The 18,082-nt window shown below is 61.7% G+C and carries 15 protein-coding genes; 13 read left to right on the top strand and 2 right to left on the bottom strand.

Annotation, left to right across the window (positions count from 1 at the left end):
- Positions 1-29 precede the first annotated feature (29 nt).
- The 7 genes from BC363_RS02990 (at position 30) to BC363_RS02960 (ending at position 9,136) form a co-directional block, all read left to right on the top strand.
- On the top strand, positions 30-416 hold the full coding sequence (locus BC363_RS02990; protein ID WP_065786322.1) for a cytochrome c family protein: 387 nt from the start codon (positions 30-32) through the stop codon (positions 414-416).
- Between the two features lie 165 nt (positions 417-581).
- On the top strand, positions 582-1,670 hold the full coding sequence (locus BC363_RS02985) for a hypothetical protein (protein WP_053248181.1): 1,089 nt from the start codon (positions 582-584) through the stop codon (positions 1,668-1,670).
- A gap of 60 nt (positions 1,671-1,730) precedes the next feature.
- Complete coding sequence (locus BC363_RS02980; RefSeq protein ID WP_065786323.1) at positions 1,731-2,879, top strand: hypothetical protein; 1,149 nt, start codon at positions 1,731-1,733, stop codon at positions 2,877-2,879.
- 2 nt (positions 2,880-2,881) lie between these two features.
- Positions 2,882-4,798 carry an AAA family ATPase gene (locus BC363_RS02975; protein ID WP_065786324.1) on the top strand — a complete coding sequence of 639 codons (1,917 nt, stop codon included), beginning with the start codon at positions 2,882-2,884 and terminating at the stop codon, positions 4,796-4,798.
- Between the two features lie 19 nt (positions 4,799-4,817).
- Entirely contained in the window at positions 4,818-6,107 is a 1,290-nt protein-coding gene (locus BC363_RS02970) for a DUF6638 family protein (RefSeq protein WP_065786325.1), read from the top strand.
- 3 nt (positions 6,108-6,110) lie between these two features.
- Positions 6,111-7,334 (top strand): DUF2333 family protein, encoded by a 1,224-nt coding sequence (locus BC363_RS02965; protein ID WP_065786326.1) that lies wholly within the window; start codon positions 6,111-6,113, stop codon positions 7,332-7,334.
- Between the two features lie 122 nt (positions 7,335-7,456).
- Positions 7,457-9,136, top strand: a complete 1,680-nt coding sequence (locus BC363_RS02960; protein ID WP_065786327.1) for a formate--tetrahydrofolate ligase — start codon at positions 7,457-7,459, stop codon at positions 9,134-9,136.
- Between the two features lie 96 nt (positions 9,137-9,232).
- Here BC363_RS02960 and BC363_RS02955 read toward each other — a convergent pair whose 3' ends face one another.
- Complete coding sequence (locus tag BC363_RS02955; RefSeq protein WP_065786328.1) at positions 9,233-9,739, bottom strand: DUF1993 domain-containing protein; 507 nt, start codon at positions 9,737-9,739, stop codon at positions 9,233-9,235.
- Positions 9,740-9,969: 230 nt separating this feature from the next.
- Between BC363_RS02955 and BC363_RS02950 the strand changes: the two genes are divergently transcribed.
- Positions 9,970-10,422, top strand: a complete 453-nt coding sequence (locus BC363_RS02950; protein ID WP_065786329.1) for a thioesterase domain-containing protein — start codon at positions 9,970-9,972, stop codon at positions 10,420-10,422.
- 100 nt (positions 10,423-10,522) lie between these two features.
- Here BC363_RS02950 and BC363_RS33210 read toward each other — a convergent pair whose 3' ends face one another.
- A complete protein-coding gene (locus BC363_RS33210) occupies positions 10,523-11,467 on the bottom strand; it encodes an extensin family protein (protein WP_083223711.1) in 945 nt (314 codons plus the stop codon).
- A gap of 293 nt (positions 11,468-11,760) precedes the next feature.
- Between BC363_RS33210 and BC363_RS02940 the strand changes: the two genes are divergently transcribed.
- The 5 genes from BC363_RS02940 to queF all read left to right on the top strand — a co-directional run bounded on the left by BC363_RS02940 (position 11,761) and on the right by queF (position 17,974).
- Positions 11,761-13,866: a TonB-dependent receptor gene (locus tag BC363_RS02940; protein WP_065786989.1), complete on the top strand. Its 2,106-nt coding sequence runs from the start codon at positions 11,761-11,763 to the stop codon at positions 13,864-13,866.
- A 118-nt stretch (positions 13,867-13,984) separates the two neighbouring features.
- Entirely contained in the window at positions 13,985-14,029 is a 45-nt protein-coding gene (gene trpLE, locus BC363_RS35300; protein ID WP_202618528.1) for a trpE operon leader peptide TrpLE, read from the top strand.
- Positions 14,030-14,142: 113 nt separating this feature from the next.
- Positions 14,143-16,332, top strand: a complete 2,190-nt coding sequence (locus tag BC363_RS02935) for an anthranilate synthase (protein WP_065786330.1) — start codon at positions 14,143-14,145, stop codon at positions 16,330-16,332.
- A 260-nt stretch (positions 16,333-16,592) separates the two neighbouring features.
- Entirely contained in the window at positions 16,593-17,513 is a 921-nt protein-coding gene (locus BC363_RS02930; protein WP_065786990.1) for a cation diffusion facilitator family transporter, read from the top strand.
- Positions 17,510-17,974, top strand: a complete 465-nt coding sequence (gene queF / locus BC363_RS02925) for a preQ(1) synthase (protein WP_065786331.1) — start codon at positions 17,510-17,512, stop codon at positions 17,972-17,974. The genes BC363_RS02930 and queF overlap by 4 nt, the downstream gene beginning before the upstream one ends.
- Positions 17,975-18,082 lie beyond the last annotated feature (108 nt).

Here is an 18,082-nt window from a genome sequence, read left to right as displayed (position 1 = left end):
GGTCCCCGTTTCCCCCGATGAGGTTCGCAATGCTGCGTCTGCTTCCGTCTCTCCTGCTCTGTCTCTGTCTCGGGGCCACGCCGGGCCATGCCGGCGGCGATGCCAAGGCGGGCGCTGCCGTCTTCCGCAAATGCGGCGCCTGCCACACGGCGACCGAGCCCAACAACAGGGTGGGGCCGAGCCTGATGGGCGTCATCGGCCGCCCGGCCGCCTCGGTCCCCTACTACAGCTATTCCGAGGCCATGAAGGCCTTCGGTTCCGAGGGGCATGTCTGGGATGAGGCGACGCTGAGCGAGTATCTCTTGAGCCCCAAGGCGATGGTGGGCGGCACCAAGATGAGCTTTGCCGGGCTGAAGAAGCCGCAGGACATTGCCGACGTCATTGCCTATCTGAGGGACCCGTCGGCCGCCAAATAGGCAATGCCATCGATATCTCAAGCACTTCGACGGGACGGTTGACCAAAAAAGCCGGCGGTCGAGACTTGTTCTCTTTCGATAAACACCCTTTATATAACTGCAATCGAAGGCTGAGTAATTTGGCCCGGATGGCACCTGTTGCCTCAACCGATCCAGGGGGATGATATGGCGACTCTTCAGAATTTTGACGCGGAAATCGAGAAGACGAAAAGCGTTGTCGAGCAGATGCGCGGCAAGCTCGAGCAATCCGGCGTCGTGCTGGAGCAATTCGCCAAGGCCGAGACCAAGCTCGGCGATGTCAATTTCGATATCGAGAACGCCCGCATCCAGGACGTGATCAGCCAGCAGAAGGTGATGGAGGCCAACATCGCCGACCTGATCATCGGACTGGAAGATGCGACCAACATCTTCGGCTCCGAGTTCGAGAGCATGAAGAACTACACCGGCTACGAAAAGTTCATCGGCATCTTCTCCAAGCAGAAGATGCAGCGCATGCGCACCGACCGGGTGCGCAACATGTCGCTTGCCGGCAACCTGCAGGAGCTGCTGTCGAAATCCGACACCATCGTCGGCATCCTCAAGGACCAGAAGTCGATCCTCGACCAGCGCTACAAGACCTCGGAGCAGAGCCTGATCCAGGTGATCGAGCGCCGCAAGGGCACGATGTCCAATCTCGAAGCGGTGCAGAAGCGCATCGAGGAGCTGAACCCGCTGCTACTCGATATCGAGAACCGCATCGCCGCGTCGACCGAGCAGAAGGTGCGCACCGAGCTTGAAGGCGAGCGCTCGGCACTGGCGACGGAATACAACGAGAAGCAGGCGAAAGAGCAGGAACTGCTGGCCGAAAGCCAGACGCTCGAGCGCTACACCTCGATGTTCCAGACCTTCGTCGATTCGCTCAACAACCAGATCGCAGCGCAGAACACGCTGATCAACAAGCTGACGATCGATACCGAACAGCGCATCGTGCTCTACAAGGCACTGGAAGACTCGTTGAAGACGGCGGCCCAGCAGGACGTCGCCCACAAGATCAATACGCTCGGAAGCCAGGTCGATACGGCAGCCGAAGAGACGATGGCCGGCATCGGCGCGGCGGCCCAGCGGCACATCGGCGACCTTCTTGAAATGCACGAGAAGAACATGCTGTCGACGCAGGACATCCAGCGCCGCAAGAAGCTGGCCGACGACGCCTTTGCCCGCCGGTTCCAGGCGGTGATGGACAAGCACAACACCGCCAACTACGTGCAGCAGTGATCGGCGCCAGCGCATGATACGGTTCGAGTTTGCCTTGCGGCACGCGCCGGGAGGAACGGCATGAAAGTCGCAGCATCTTCTGCCGTCACGCAGTATTTTACCTCGATCCATTCGGCGCTGGCCGGGCTCGAGCTGTTTCTCGGCGACCGCAATTCGCCGCTCTATCGAAACACGGTGGTCGGCGAGGTGATCGTTCCCTACCTCGCCCGGCTGAAGGCGTCGATCGCCTGCTGGGAGAACCGCATCGGCTTCGTCGATCAGTTCAGGATCTCCCGGGCGGAAAGCGGCTTTCCGGTTTTCCAGAACGTGCTCGAACTGGAAAACGATCGCCAGGCGGCGGGCAAGCGGCTTGCGGATATTCCCTCGGCCGATGCGCTGCGCGAGGAGATGGCCGATTTCATCCTGCGGCAGAAGGCTTTTCCCGAAGCGCTTCAGTCGCGCATGGCCGAGCGCCTCTATCTCGAACAGATCGGCAAGGGCGAGATCTTCTCGCCGTTCATCCTGCCGGAAACGATCCGCGTCGCCGTCAACCCGAAGACCATGCGACCCTATTATGTGGTGAGCTGGGGCGCCTTCGACGGCACCCAGACCCTGCCGATGGTCTACATGGCGACGATCGAGGATTCCTCCGAGAAGATCGTCGAGATGCTCGTCACCGAGGATGGCAAGCTCAATCCGCAGATCGATATTCCGCTGCCGGTGGGCGGCCTGCTCAATCCGGAACTTGCCAGCCGCTTCGACGATTTCGCCTCGAAGAACAGCACCTATTCGCTGACACCGGTGACGATCGCCACCAACATGGACAAGGATTTCCCCGAACTGCACCCCAAGCAGTTGCGGCGCATCGTGCTTGGTCCGTTCTATTCGGCCGGGATCACCGAGAACAACGAGAAAATCAACGAGATCCTGTCCAAGGTGCGCAAGCCCGAAAATGCCTGGCTCCTGACCTGGACCGTGCAGGAGGTGTTTTCCAAGGCCGAACGCGCCGCAAAGCGCGGCTTCTGGTCGACGACGCCGGCACAGGAGGAGTTCCACATCGACACCGACAATCTGGAGGCCACGCGCATGGGCGTGTCGTCCTACGAGAAGCATGCGCTGGTGCCGCACGACGCCTATCAGGCGCTCTATGCATCCGGCGAGGCGGCCCAGGTCTTCGGCGACTACAAGGTGCATGTCATCTCCGGAAACCAGGTCGTGAGCGAGGTTTAAGCATGACACTCAATACCGGACTGACGACGCTGCACGAGGACGAGATTGCCAAGCACCAGGCGATCGCGCAGGGGCTGGTGACCAAGCTGGTGATCCTCGAGCGGGACGAGGGCTCAGTCGGCGCGCCGCTCGCCGGCACCGGGCGGCGGTTCGTCTCGACGGTTTCGACCGGCGGCCAACGCCGCACGCGCGAGGTCGAGCTTGTTAAGACCATCCAGGCGGTGCGGCAGGGCGACCCGATGCTGTCGCCGGCGCAGCACGCCGTCCTCTACAGGACCCGCCGCGGTATTCAGGTGGCGCTGGCCGTGGCCGACGTCTTTGCGCGCCAGACGAGCCTTGAACAGTTGCAGGCCCGCAATACGACCGCGCCGCTTGCCGGTGAGGACGCCAACCAGTTCAAGGCGCTGCTCAACGCCTCTGCCTACATCTGCGCCTTCACGCTGGCCGCCTATCTCGGCTCGACGCTGTCGGGCGAGGGCGAGCCGGTGGACGATGCGGTCGAGCCGGACTTCCTGTTCGACACGCCGCAGGATGCGCTCAAAGGACTGATCGCCGCACTCGACCGGAGCATTGCCGGGGCGGCCGACGATCTGGCGTTGACGGCGCGCGCCCGTGCGCTTTCGCGCGTCGCCATCGAAGGGCTGATTGCGCGCAAGGGCCGCTTTACCGGCCTGCAGAGTTTCGAGAACGTGCATATCCGTCTCGACCAGGACGACTTCACGCTCAACGGCTTCGATGTCGCGCCGGGCCAGAAGCGAAAGCCGCTGGTGATGACCTTCAAGAAGCCGGAAGAGATCATCGGCAACCATATCGCCAAGTACCAGGCGCTGAAGCTTGCCAAGATGCTGATGGCCTACGACTTCGACCGGCAGATGAACCCGTTCGTCGAGCTTGGCGGCTTCCTCTTTACCTTCATCGGCGACGGCATGCCGGGCACCGGCAAGACGATCCTGATCCAGATGCTCGCCGGCATGCTCAACGAATATTGCGAGATCGCCGGCTACGCCTTCCACTACGAGAATTTCGGCGTCGACCAGATCTCGTCCTATCAGGGCAAGTCCGGCCAGAACTGCAAGGAGTTCGTCAACAACGTCGTCAACCCGCGGGCGATCGGCTTCGGCACCATCGACGACGTCGACCAGGTCGCGGCCAAGCGTTCCGACGACCGGGCGTCCGCCGGCCAGCACGAGGTGACGGCGGTGCTGATGGAGAGCTTTGCCGGTGCCTCGACGGTGGTGCGCGGCAACTGCACCTTCGGCATGTTCTCCAACTATCCTGAGAATGTCGACGATGCGCTGCGCCAGCGCGCCGGCGCCCGCTGGCTGGTCGACGGACCGCAGACGGAAGACGACTATGTCGACATCTTCGCGCTGCTGGTCGGCAAGAACCACAAGATCCCGCTCGGCGAGCACGCGTTGTTCGAAGGACAGGAGATCAACCGCGCCGTGTCGCAGTCCTACGAGGCGCATTCGCGACCGCAGGAGGAGGGCCTCGTTTCCGTCTGGGAGCGTTATCAGAAGGAGAAGGGGGCGCTTGCCACGCTCGCCGATGTCGGCGCCTATCTGCACATGATCAAGGAAGCCGAACCACGCTTTACCGGCCGGGCGATCAAGAACATCACCGACGCAGTCAAGCTCAGGGCGATGGACGTCGAATTGCCCGACGACTGGTTCAGGGATGCCGGCTCGTTCATGCACAAGGGTTACGACGAGAAGAAAGCGATGATCGAGGCGCTTCGCGGCCCGATCACCATCGAGATGGTGCTGCAGGAAATCAACCGCTACGCCGACAGCGAATTCCGCTACACCGACAAGTCGGACGATGCCGCCGTCACCGACATCATCCGCCGCGAGCGCCAGCGTGAGAAGGCGATCCGCGAGATCGAGGCGATGAAACGCGACGGCCGGTGGCAGGGCTGATGGCGGGGAGCGCTGACCTATGAAACGTCTGCTCGAAGCCGAGCTTATCTATGGACGGCTGCTCGACATCGCCGAGCCGCATCTGATCGCGCGCTACAACAAGGCGCTGCAGGGGTTCGGTCTGCGTCCTACGGCGTTGACGCGCTTCAGCATTGACATGACCGGGTTCTCGCCGGAGATCGCCGACGAGCTCGGCGACCGCGACTATCTCGATCCGAACCGCGTCAACCGTCGCTTCATCATCATGACGCCGGATCAGGCGGAACTGCCGGTCGTGCATACGAGCTTTTCCAACACGGCGGCGCTGATGCACGAGTTCTTCAACGCCAACAGTCGCGCGATCAACGCGGTGACGATCAAGGATGCGCTCTACGGCGAGATCGAGGATTCGGTTTCCATCGTCGACGACATCGACGATCTGCTGTCGATCAACGAGGTGCGTTTCCGGGTGCTCTCGGCCGAAGACATGCTCGGCAAGGCGGCCGAACTCAGGGCCCTCGTCGACCGGCTGAAGAAGGTGCCGACGGCGTGGACGGACGATGACATGCTGAACCGCATGGTCGAGCTGGCGAAGGTGACGGGCGACATCCGCCAGAACGCGCTGGTGCCCGATCAGCTGGTTTTCCGCCACGATGCCTTCTGGGCCAATCATTTCGGCGGTGTCTATGTCTTCCTCGACGAAAAGACGACGACGGTTATCTGCGATCCGTCGGTTCCCGGGTTTCGCCGATCGCGGCCCTGGCAGGTCAGCTATATCGCGATCGACGATCATGCCCGCATCTACGACTTTCTCGCCTCGACGAAGCGGCTGCAGCTGCCGCAGGCGTCCTGGGTCGAGGACTCCGGGCTCTACCAGCATCGTGCCGACATGGTGGTACGCGGCTTGATCAATGACGCCGATCCGACGACGGATCTTGCCCGTGCCGACCGCATCTGGCTGCAGACCTGGATGCACCGCAATGCCGCGCTTGTCGCGAGCGACGGGGCCTATCCCTTCCTGCAGGAAATGCTGCGCACCGTGCAGACGACAGGCAGCATCAGGATGCAGGATGTCGCGCCGGCAAACCGCTTCATGCTGGTCAGGGCCTCGCCGACGCATCCCGATCAGTGGCTGGTCAACCGCTTGATCGCCCAGCTCGTTCCCCGCGATTTCGTTTCCCGCTTCGTCTTCGACAAGCAGGGATTTTATGACGCCTATGAGCGTTACAGCGAAAAGTTCAGGGAATATGTTGTGGCGACACTGACCGGCACATATCTCAAGGACAAGGCGGCCTTCCGCCGCAAGCTTTACGGCCTCAGAGAGGAATAGGACATGTTTGATCCGATCGTCGCGTTTTTCCAGCGTGTCTTTACCGCGATCGGTCGCGGCATCGGCCTGGCCGTTGCCTGGCTGCTGTGGCCGTTCGTTGCACTTGGAAACTGGTATCGCGCGCGCAGCTGGATCATCAAGGGGCCGATCGGCATCATCCTGCTCGGTCTGATCTTCTTCTATGGCTATTTCATCTGGCAGACCCAGGCCTGGACGAATTTCGATGCCGATTATGTCGATCGCTACAAGCTCGCCGAGCGCAAGGCGCCGGCCGGTTCTCCGGTGAGCGGGCCGGGTGCGACGACGGGACAAACGACGACCGGCGCACCGGCCGCGAACCAGGCGGCGGCAGCAACCCCGCCGGCCGAAGTCACGCCTGAGGCGCTCGCCGCCGTGCAATTGCCGGCCGGAACCCAGTGCCAGACCTCGGCGATCGTCGATGTTGCGGCCGACCTCATCGATTTCAACGTCAACGAGAATGCCTGGATTTCGTCGATGCTGCTCTACAAGGTCGGCTTCTTCGGTCTCGATTGGGACGATACGCCCTGGCTCGACAACAAGGCGTCGTTCCAGCGCGGCATCAACCAGGCGGTTCGCCGTACCTCGGTGGAGCTGGTCGATTCGCTCGGTCGCGTTCGCGGCACGTCGGGCATCAACAACGATCTGCAGCGCGCGCGCGGCAACATCCAGTTTGATGAGGAGACCTGGTACTTCGGCCTCAATCCGTTTGGCCCGAAGACCCCGACGCCGAGCTTCTATCGCGCGGCGATGAAGGACATGCGCAGCTTCAACACCTCGCTTGCCAAGTGCGAGGCGATCTTTGACGGCCGCGCGGACAACCTGGTCGAATTCCTCGACCGCATCGCCAACGATCTCGGCAATACCTCGGCGATCATTCGGGAGCGCTCGGAAAACCACAATGGCGGTTGGTTCGATACGCGTGCCGACGACCGTTTCTGGTTCGCCTACGGCCAGCTCTATGGTTACTACGGTATTCTCTCCGCTGCCGGCGCCGACTTCGACAACGTCGTTGTCCAGCGCGGTCTGACGCCGATCTGGACGGAAACGATCAAGCAGTTGCGCGCGGCACTTCGCATCCAGCCGCTGATCATCTCCAACGGCGAGGAGGCCGGCTGGATCATGCCGACGCATCTGGCGACCTTGGGCTTCTATATCCTGCGGGTGCGCTCCAACATCGTCGAGATGCGCGACATCCTCGCACGATAGAAATCAGCCCCTGTTGGCGGTGGCTCCAGTCCGGAGCTGCCCGCCACGGCGAAGCTGAACGAAACGCATCATCCCATAAGGGATGAGGTACAAGAATGCAGCTTGGGGGGAGGGGAAAACCCATGGCGGAGGTCAAGTCCGATATCGAAATCGCGCGCGCCGCGAAGAAGAAACCGATCATGGAGATCGGCGCAAAGCTCGGCATTCCGCCGGAGCATTTGCTGCCCTACGGTCACGACAAGGCAAAGATCGGCGCCGACTTCATCGCCGCCCAGAAAGACCGGAAGAACGGCCACCTGATCCTGGTGACGGCGATCAACCCAACGCCGGCGGGTGAGGGCAAGACGACGACGACGGTCGGTCTTGGCGACGGGCTCAATCGTATCGGCAAGAGGGCGATCGTCTGCATCCGCGAGGCGTCGCTCGGCCCCTGCTTCGGCATCAAGGGTGGGGCCGCCGGCGGGGGCTACGCACAGGTGGTGCCGATGGAGGACATGAACCTCCATTTCACCGGCGATTTCCACGCCGTCACTTCGGCGCACAATCTGCTTGCGGCATTGCTCGACAACCATATCTATTGGGGCAACGAGCAGAACGTCGACATCCGCCGCATCGCCTGGCGCCGCGTGATGGACATGAATGATCGGGCACTGCGCAGCATTGTCGGGCCGCTCGGCGGTGTCGCCAATGGTTATCCGCGCGAGACCGGTTTCGACATCACCGTCGCCTCGGAAGTCATGGCGATCCTGTGCCTGGCAACCGACCTTAGGGATCTCGAAAAGCGCCTCGGCAACATCATCATCGGTTACCGGCGCGACAAGAGCCCGGTCTTTGCCCGCGACATCAAGGCCGATGGCGCCATGACCGTGCTTTTGAAGGATGCGATGCAGCCGAACCTGGTGCAGACGCTGGAGAACAATCCGGCCTTCGTGCATGGTGGTCCGTTTGCCAACATCGCCCATGGCTGCAATTCGGTAATCGCGACGACGACGGCGCTGAAACTTGCGGATTACGTGGTGACCGAAGCCGGTTTCGGCGCCGATCTCGGTGCGGAAAAGTTCTTCGACATCAAGTGCCGCAAGGCTGGGCTTAAACCCGATGCGGCCGTCGTTGTCGCAACAGTGCGCGCCATCAAGATGAATGGCGGGGTCAAGAAGGACGATCTCGGCAAGGAGAACCTGGAGGCGCTGCGCAAGGGTTGCGCCAACCTTGGCCGCCATGTTCAGAACGTCAAGAAATTCGGTGTGCCGGCGGTCGTCGCGATCAATCATTTTACCTCGGATACGCCGGCGGAGGTTCAGGCGATCAAGGACTATGTCGCGACGCTCGGGGCCGAAGCCGTGCTCTGCCGCCACTGGGCCGAAGGCTCGGCCGGCATCGAGGAACTGGCGCGAAAGGTAGCCGAGCTGGCCGAAGGCGGTCACTCGCAGTTTTCACCGCTTTACCCCGACGAGATGTCGCTGTTCCACAAGATCGAGACGATCGCCAAGGATATCTACCACGCCGGCGAAGTGATCGCCGACAAGTCGGTGCGCGATCAACTGCGGACCTGGGAGGATCAGGGTTACGGCCACCTGCCGATCTGCATGGCCAAGACGCAGTATTCGTTTTCGACCGATCCCAACCTGCGTGGCGCGCCGACCGACCACACGGTGCCGATCCGCGAAGTGCGGCTCGCCGCCGGCGCCGGCTTCATCGTCGTCATTACCGGCGAGATCATGACGATGCCGGGCCTACCGAAGGCGCCATCGTCGGAGAAGATCTATCTCAACCAGCAGGGTTATATCGAGGGCCTGTTCTAGCCGGTTGCGGCTATCCACAGCGCCTCAAAACGGAATCAATTTGAGGCGTTGCGGCGTGATCTTCAAGCTCTACCGCGTGCTGTTTTATGCGCTGCCTCAGCTGAGGTTGATGAAGTCCGCCTTGCCGACCGGAACGCCTTTGTGGCGGAGAATGTCGTAGGCGGTGGTCAGATGGAAGTAGAAGTTGGGCAACACGAATTTTAAGAGATAGTCCTCGCCGCTCAGCGTCATCTTCAGCTTGGTGAAGTTCAATGTGACCTCGCGGGTCTCGCTGCCCTCGAGATCGGCCGGCCGAACCGTTTCCAGGAAGGTGACGGTCTTGCCGATGCGCTCGCGCAGCTCACCGAACGTTTTCTCCTCATCGGGAAAGCTCGGCACCTGAAGTGCGGTCAGCCGGGCGATGGTGCCCTTTGACGTGTCGCTGGCGCGCTGCACCTGGCCTGAGAGCGGCAGCATATCCGCGACCAGCCGGGCGTTGACCAGTTCATCGAGCGAAAGGCCGGTTTCGCCGGCATGGGCCTCGGCCTTGTCGAGCAGCTTGCCGAGGACATTGAAGCCATGAACGAAAGTGGGGACGGAGAGCCTGTACATTGTGAGGGCCATGGGACGTTTCCTCGGGCTTGGGGAAGGTGATATTCCTGGACTGCTATCTGGGAAACGAAACTTGATCCTGCAAGGCGCCGGCGCCATCTTTGATGCCGTGCGAACCTTACGGATTGTTCGCGGGCTGGCGACGAAAGGTGGTGGGTATTGTCTGCATCGCCGCCTCTATGTTCATGTTGTGATTGCCCGCTGACGAACACGTCTTAAGCTCGAAATGGATATGTGCCTCCATGACTCCACTCAACCTTGAAGCCTATCTTCACAACCATATCCCGCTTTCCGCAGCGATGCAGGTTCATGTCGACGAGGCGACGGAGGAGCATGTGCAGCTTTCTGCGCCGCTCGCTCCCAACATCAATCACCGTGAAACCGTGTTCGGCGGCAGCGCCTCGGCGCTGTCGATCCTTTCCGCCTGGGCGCTGCTGCACGTGCGCTTGAGCCGCGCCGGCGTTGCGGCCCGCCTCGTTATCCAGAGCAACCGGATGGAGTATCTGAAGCCGGTTGCCGGCGCATTCTCCGCCCGGTCAACCCTGGCGGACACGGGGCAATGGCCGGGCTTTCTGCGCATGCTTCACCGCCGGGGCAGGGCACGCATCGTCGTTACCGCCGAGCTGCTCGATGGCGGCGACCTTGCCGGGCGTTTCGAAGGCGAGTTCGTCGCCCTGGGGCATGGTGCGGATTAGAGCATTTCCAGGAAAAGCGCGAAGCGGTTTTCCGTCGGGAAATGCGTAAAAAAACAAATTGATAGAGCGTTTCTGCGACGCCGTCTAAGGCGGAAAGGCTCTATCGGCAGTAGCGGTATCCGTTCCCGCGCTCGATCACATCGAGATGCAGGTGCGTCTCATGCACCGCGTCGCTGCCCGGATCGAGCACGGTCTTGAAGTAGAGGCAGGCCGAGGCAGTGATCGCGCGCTGGAAGGCGCCGGTCATGGTGCCGTCTTCGTCGCGGGGCTGGATCTCGATGGTCTTGCCGTCGCTGAGGGTAAACGAGGCGATGTCGACGGCGTTGCCGTGGGCATGCTCCGAGATCTTGCCTGTCGCGCCATTGTTGCGCAGGCGGCAGATATAGGTGGAGGCCTGGTTCAACGTCTTGACGGTCGTGCCCTTGGCAAACGCGACGTCGGCGGCCGGCTGCACCGTTTCTTTCGTCCAGCGCGCCAATGCCAATGCCGCCTCGCAGCGCATCAGCCCTTTCGGCGCCAGCTTGACCTCGGGCAACACGCTCTCGACATCGAGCGGCTTGTCGATGCCGCAGCCCTTGCCGTCGTCGATCCGCCTGGCTTCGGCGAAGACGGCGCCCAGCGCTTTCAGCTCGGACAGGCACTTGGCGTATTCGGCCGGGTTCTCGTTTTCGACAGGCGGGTAGGTGACAGGCGCTTGGTCCGCCTTGTCGTCCGCCGACTTGTCCTTGTTCTTTTCCTCTTCGGCGTCGTCGTCCTTCATCCCGTCTGCTCCGTTGTCACCAGCCTTTTCGCCTTCTGTGCCTTCCGTCGGCTTCGGTTCAGGCGTCGGCGCTTGGCCGTCCTGTTCTCCGCCTGGCGGCGGCTGGTTCTTGTTTTCGTCCCCTTCCTTCACCGGCGTCTCCGGCTTCTTTTCCGGAGCGGGTATCGGTGCCTCCGCCTGCGCGTCGGCAGGTGGTTTGCTGGAGGGAAGGGGGCCGGTTTTGGGAAGGCTCGCGCCTGTGAGGAGCAATGTCGACAGGAATATCAGGGGGATATGACAACGCATGCATTTCCTTTCACGTGTCCGCGAGGGCAGGCCCCGAGGGGAGGAACGCATGGGAAGCCATCTGGTTTCATCGACCTGATGGCAAGGGGCGTTGCAGTTCGGCAACGCTCCGAATTGGGGCGATCCCATAAATTGTGGGGGAGGCGTTTCTATGTTGACAATAATAGTCATGTTTTTTATGCGGCATAAATGAGGCGACGCAATGTCGCAACGTATTCGAACCCACGCCCAGCCAGCCCCTTGAGTTCGCCGCTCAACAGCAAGCCCGGCCCATGATTTCAAAGGATTGGTCCATGCTTAACCGGCACCGTCGCCTGGCTCTCTTGGCTTGCACGACTACACTTGCTCTTTCCGCTGCCACTGGTGCTTTCGCGCAGACCGCGACGAACGAGCCAAAGGCAAACGAGCAGAACGCCGAGGCCACCAAGAAAGGCGAGACCTTCCTTTCGCCGATCGTCGTCAAGGGTGCGCGCACTGGCGATCCCTATGCCAAGGCCGGCCCGGTCAGCGTGGTAACGACCGACCAGATCGACCTCCAGTCCGGGCTTGAAACCGACGAGCTGCTGCGCGGCGTGCCCGGCACATCGACGGCGAACAACCCGCAGAACCCGGGCGTGGCCGTCAACATTCGCGGCTTCGAAGGTTCCGGCCGCGTCAACATGATGATCGACGGCGTGCGTCAGAATTTCCGCTTCACCGGTCACGAAGCGCAAGGTCTTGCCTACTTCGATCCGGCGTTCCTGTCCGAGATCGACGTGACCCGCGGCGCCGTCAACGGCGTCGGCGGCGGCGCGCTGGCCGGTTCGGTCAACTTCAGGACCTATGACATCGAAGACCTGATCCAGGACGGCAAGAACTACGGCGGCATCGCCTCCGCCACCTACGGCACCAACGGCGCCGGCTGGTCGGAATCACTGATCGGCGCGTACCGCTTCAACGACGTTTTCTCGGTGCTGGGGGGCATCAGCAAGGCCGACCCCGGCAACTACGACAACGGCAATGGCGTTCAGGTTCCCTACACCGAAGAAGATTTGCTGTCGGGCATGTTGAAGTTCGAGGTGACGCCGGATGAGGATCATACCTTCAAGTTCAGCGGCATCACCTATGACAACGACTTCTTCGCCAACTCCTACTTCCAGAACGTGAAGAACCAGACGCTGGCTGCAAGCTATTCCTATACGCCTGATAACGAACTCATCGATTTTCGCGCCAATGCCTATTGGAATCGGCTGAAGATGAAGTACGACACCGATGTCAGAGGTGGTGGTACTGCCGCCGGCCGTCAGATCACCGACACCGGCAAGGGCTTCGATATCTCTAACACCTCGTTGTTCGATCTCGGCGAAGTCGCGGTCAGGGCCAACTACGGCGTCGAATATTTCCGCGACGACTACGACGTCATCAACAGCACGGCGCGGCCGGGCGCCGGCGTCAACGGCAGTGGCACCAATGCCACGACGGGCGTCTTCGGCAACACGACCTTCACCTATGGCATCGTCGACCTGACGGCCGGCCTGCGGTGGGACCACTTCAGCCTCGACGGCTCGGGCGCTGTCGTTGCCGGCAACCCGATCGGTCTTCCGGCGGGCCCTTATACGGTCGACAAGTCGGACGGCCGCCTCAACCCGAGCATCACGCTTGCGCTCAACCCGACCGACTGGTTCCAGCCCTATGTGACTTACGCCGAGACCTCGCGTTCGCCGACCGTGAACGAGACGTTTGCCGGCGGCACGCATCCGGGTTCCAGCGGCCAGTCCTTCTTCCCCAATCCGTTCCTGGAGCCTGAAACTTCCAAGGGCTGGGAAGTCGGCGCCAACTTCACCTTCGACGGCCTGCTCGACTCAAGCGACAGCCTGCGTGTGAAGGCGAACTACTTCCACAACAAGATCGACAACTACATCACCGCAGCCCTGCTCAATGGCGGCCGTCAGATCTTCTTCGTCAACAATCCCGGCACCTCGACGGTTCAGGGCTTCGAGCTGCAGGCGGCCTATGATGCCGGTTATGTTTTCGGTGACCTCGCCTATACGTATACCGACAGCAAGCTGCCGTCACAGATCAACGGTTTCGGCGTGCAGAGCTATCTGCCGGACAATATTGTCAGCGCCACGCTCGGTGCCCGCTTCCTCGAAGACCAGCGCCTGACTGTCGGAACGCGCTTCTACGCCGTATCGAGTGCCGACGTCGGCGCGATCAACCGCACACCGCCGACCGTTCCGGGTTACGGCCTGGTCGATATGTTCGCGAACTACAAGTTCGAGAACGGCTTCGAAGTGACGGCGACAGTGACGAACCTGTTCGACAAGACCTACACTCCGTCGTCGAGCACCATTGCCGGCAGCTCGATCGACACCGGCCGCGGCCGAACCTTCCTCGTCACGGCGAAGGCCAAATTCTGAGCTCTTGCAGACGAGCTCCAGTCGAAAAGGCGGTCCTTGTGGCCGCCTTCTCTTTTGCCCTCACGGCACCGCTTTTCCCGCTTGCGCAAGGCACCAACCCGCGCTAACACTTTCGCCCATGACAAGCGCACGCAACATTTCGATCTGGTGGTGGGCTCGCTGAGGCGGCCTTGACCAGTCATGCGTGATTGAGACATGAAGCCGCCCGGAGATTTCGAGGCGGCTTTTTCGTATTCTGGCCGCGTGGGAAAACCGGGCTTTTACGGAGCGAGATGAATGGCAACGGTAATTCTCGAGGACGGCGCGGAGAGCTATACCACCAGGGGCGGCATCGTCGTCACCCGCAGGCGGCGCGAAGCCTCTTATGCGGATGCGATTTCAAGCTATGTCGACAGGCTGGACGAGCGGCGCGGCGCGGTGTTTTCGTCCAACTACGAATATCCTGGCCGCTACACCCGCTGGGACACCGCCGTCGTCGATCCGCCGCTCGGCATCTCCTCCTTCGGCCGCTCGCTCTGGATCGAAGCTTATAACGGCCGCGGCGAAGTGCTGCTGTCGATCATCGCTGATCACCTGAAGTCGGTCGCCGACATCACGCTCGGCGCCTCGACGGCGACCCGTCTCGACCTGACGATCAACGCGCCCGACCGCGTCTTCACCGAGGAAGAGCGTTCGAAGATGCCGACGGTCTTCACCGTGCTTCGGGCCGTCACCAATCTCTTCCATTCGGCCGAGGATGCGAGCCTCGGCCTCTACGGCGCCTTCGGTTACGATCTCGCCTTCCAGTTCGACGCCATCGACCTGAAGCTGAAGCGCCCGGACGACCAGCGCGACATGGTGCTGTTCCTGCCCGACGAGATTCTCGTCGTCGACCACTATGCCGCCAAGGCCTGGATCGACCGCTACGACTTCGCCAAGGACGGGCTTTCGACCGAAGGCAAGACGGAAGAGATCGCCAGCGAACCCTTCCAGACCGTCGACAGCATTCCGCCGCATGGCGACCATCGTCCCGGTGAATATGCCGAGCTGGTCGTCAAGGCCAAGGAGAGCTTCCGCCGCGGTGACCTGTTCGAAGTCGTCCCCGGCCAGAAGTTCTTCGAGCGCTGCGACAGCAAGCCGTCGGAGATCTCCAACCGGTTGAAGGCGATCAACCCGTCGCCCTATTCCTTCTTCATCAATCTCGGAAACCAGGAATATCTGGTCGGCGCCTCGCCGGAGATGTTCGTGCGCGTGTCCGGCCGCCGGATCGAGACCTGCCCGATCTCGGGCACGATCAAGCGTGGCGACGACCCGATCGCCGACAGCGAGCAGATCCTCAAGCTCCTGAACTCCAAGAAGGACGAATCCGAGCTGACCATGTGCTCGGACGTCGACCGCAACGACAAGAGCCGTGTCTGCGTGCCGGGTTCGGTCAAGGTCATCGGTCGCCGGCAGATCGAGATGTACTCGCGCCTGATCCATACGGTCGACCACATCGAGGGGCGCCTGCGCGACGACATGGACGCCTTCGACGGCTTCCTCAGCCACGCCTGGGCGGTGACCGTGACCGGCGCGCCGAAACTCTGGGCGATGCGCTTCATCGAAAGCCACGAGAAGAGCCCGCGCGCATGGTATGGTGGCGCCATCGGCATGGTAGGCTTCAACGGCGACATGAACACCGGGCTGACGCTGCGCACCATCCGCATCAAGGACGGCATTGCCGAGGTGAGGGCGGGCGCGACGCTGCTCTACGATTCGAACCCGGAAGAAGAAGAAGCCGAGACGGAACTGAAGGCCTCTGCCATGATCGCAGCCATTCGTGACGCGAAATCCGCCAACGCCGGCAAGGCTGGCCGCGACGTCGCTGCCGTCGGCGCGGGCGTCAACATCCTGCTTGTCGATCACGAGGACAGCTTCGTGCACACGCTGGCGAACTATTTCCGCCAGACGGGGGCGACGGTGACGACGGTGCGCACGCCGGTGGCCGAGGAGATCTTCGATCGAGTGAAGCCGGATCTCGTCGTGCTTTCGCCCGGACCCGGCAATCCGAAGGATTTCGACTGCAAGGCGACGATCAAGAAGGCGCGCGCCCGCGACCTGCCGATCTTCGGCGTCTGCCTCGGGCTGCAGGCACTTGCCGAGGCCTATGGCGGCGACCTCAGGCAACTGGCGATCCCGATGCACGGCAAGCCGTCGCGCATCCGCGTGCTGGAACCCGGCATCGTCTTCTCCGGCCTCGGCAAGGAGGTGACCGTCGGTCGCTACCACTCGATCTTTGCCGATCCGTCCAGCCTGCCGCGCGATTTCATGATCACCGCCGAAAGCGAAGACGGCACGATCATGGGCATCGAGCACACCAAGGAGCCCGTGGCCGCCGTGCAGTTCCATCCGGAATCGATCATGACGCTCGGTGGTGATGCCGGCATGCGCATGATCGAAAACGTGGTCGCGCATCTCGCCAAGCGGGCGAAGGTCAAGGCCGCTTAAGGAAAGTATTTGCAGACAGTCAGGCGCCGCCTCCGTACCAAGGGGCGGCGCTTTTCGTTGTTGGGCTTGTAGGCGTCTTCATGGGACGTTTGGCGTAGCAGGAATGAAAGCGGGAGTGAGCCGATCACCCCTTTGACAATCCGGCATCGTTGGCACATATGTTTTCCAGTAACCGCCTGCGCGAAATTCGCGCGGGCGGTTTTGCGTTTCAATGGGCTTGCGTTTGCAACTCGTTTGCATCTGCATGAGGAATGAAGAAGATGTCTCGATCCGATAACCGAACCGTCCTGCGGCTTGCCTTCTGGGGCATTCCGCTTTCTCTGGCCGTGCTGGGGCTGAAGCTTCTCGCCTGGTGGGTAACGGGCTCGGTGGCCCTTCTGTCCGATGGCCTCGAGTCCACGGTCAATGTGATCGCGGCGGTGATCGCCTATCTGATGATCGGCTATGCGGCGAAACCGGCGGATGCCGGCCATCCCTTCGGGCACCACAAGGCGGAGTATTTTTCCGCGGTTGTCGAGGGTGTACTGATCGTCGTTGCCGCTCTGCTGATCGTCTGGGAAGCGGTGCCGGCGATGATGGCGCCGGTGGTGCTGGAAGCGCCGGCGCTCGGCCTGGCGATCAACTTTGCAGCGGGCGTCGTCAACGCCATCTGGGCCTATGTGCTGATCAGCGCCGGTCGGAAGCATCGCTCGCCGGCTCTTAGCGCCGACGGCCACCACATCCTGTCGGATGTCGTCACCTCGATCGGTGTTTTGATTGGCCTTGTTCTTGCCATTGCCACGGGCTACGCGATCCTTGATCCCTTGCTCGCCGTCATTGTCGCCTGCAACATCCTGTTCCAGGGCTGGATGGTGATCTCGCGGTCGATCGACGGGTTGATGGATCGGGCGGTGCCGGCCGAGGAGGAGGAGGCGATCAAGACGGCGATTGCCGCCAATGCCAAGGGATCGCTCGGGGTGCATGACCTCAAGACCCGCCAGGCAGGTCCGGTGATCTTTGTGGATTTCCACATGGTCGTGCCCGAAATGATGCCGGTGGGCGAGGCGCATGATATCTGCGATCGGATCGAAGACGCGATCCGCGCCGTTCATCCCGGCGCCAAGATCGCGATCCATGTCGAGCCGGAAGGTGAAAAGGCGCACGGCGTGCGCGTAAAAGTGAGTGGAGCACCACGAAAATGAGCAAGACTGACGTATCCGGCCTGTCGCAATTGGGCGCGAAGGTCGACCTGCCGCAGAGCCCCGACGAAGCGGTGCTTGAGCGCGTGCCGAGTGGCAACCAGGGCGCGGACTTCCTGGTGCGGTTCACCGCGCCGGAGTTCACTTCGCTCTGCCCGATGACCGGCCAGCCTGACTTCGCCCACATCGTCATCGACTACGTGCCGGATGAATGGCTGGTGGAATCGAAGTCGCTGAAGCTGTTCCTGCATTCCTTCCGCAATCACGGCGCCTTCCACGAGGATTGCACCATCGACATTGCAAGGCGGCTGGTGACGCTTTTGTCGCCACGATGGCTGCGCATCGGCGCCTACTGGTATCCGCGCGGCGGCATTCCGATCGATGTCTTCTGGCAGACCGGCAAGCCGCCGGAAGGGCTCTGGTTGCCCGACCAGGGCGTTCCCGCCTATCGCGGACGCGGATAGAAAATGGCGGGCCTACTGCATAATTCCTTAAATCGGGTCCGATTTAAGGACGAAATTATGCAGCAAGTTTAAAGCGCTACAGCGCCGCACGTCATATTTGGCGCGCGG

The organism is Ensifer sp. LC384 (genome assembly GCF_001695865.1).
In the GTDB taxonomy this organism is placed as follows: Bacteria; Pseudomonadota; Alphaproteobacteria; order Rhizobiales; family Rhizobiaceae; genus Ensifer.
This window is presented reverse-complemented; position numbering and strand designations above follow the sequence as displayed.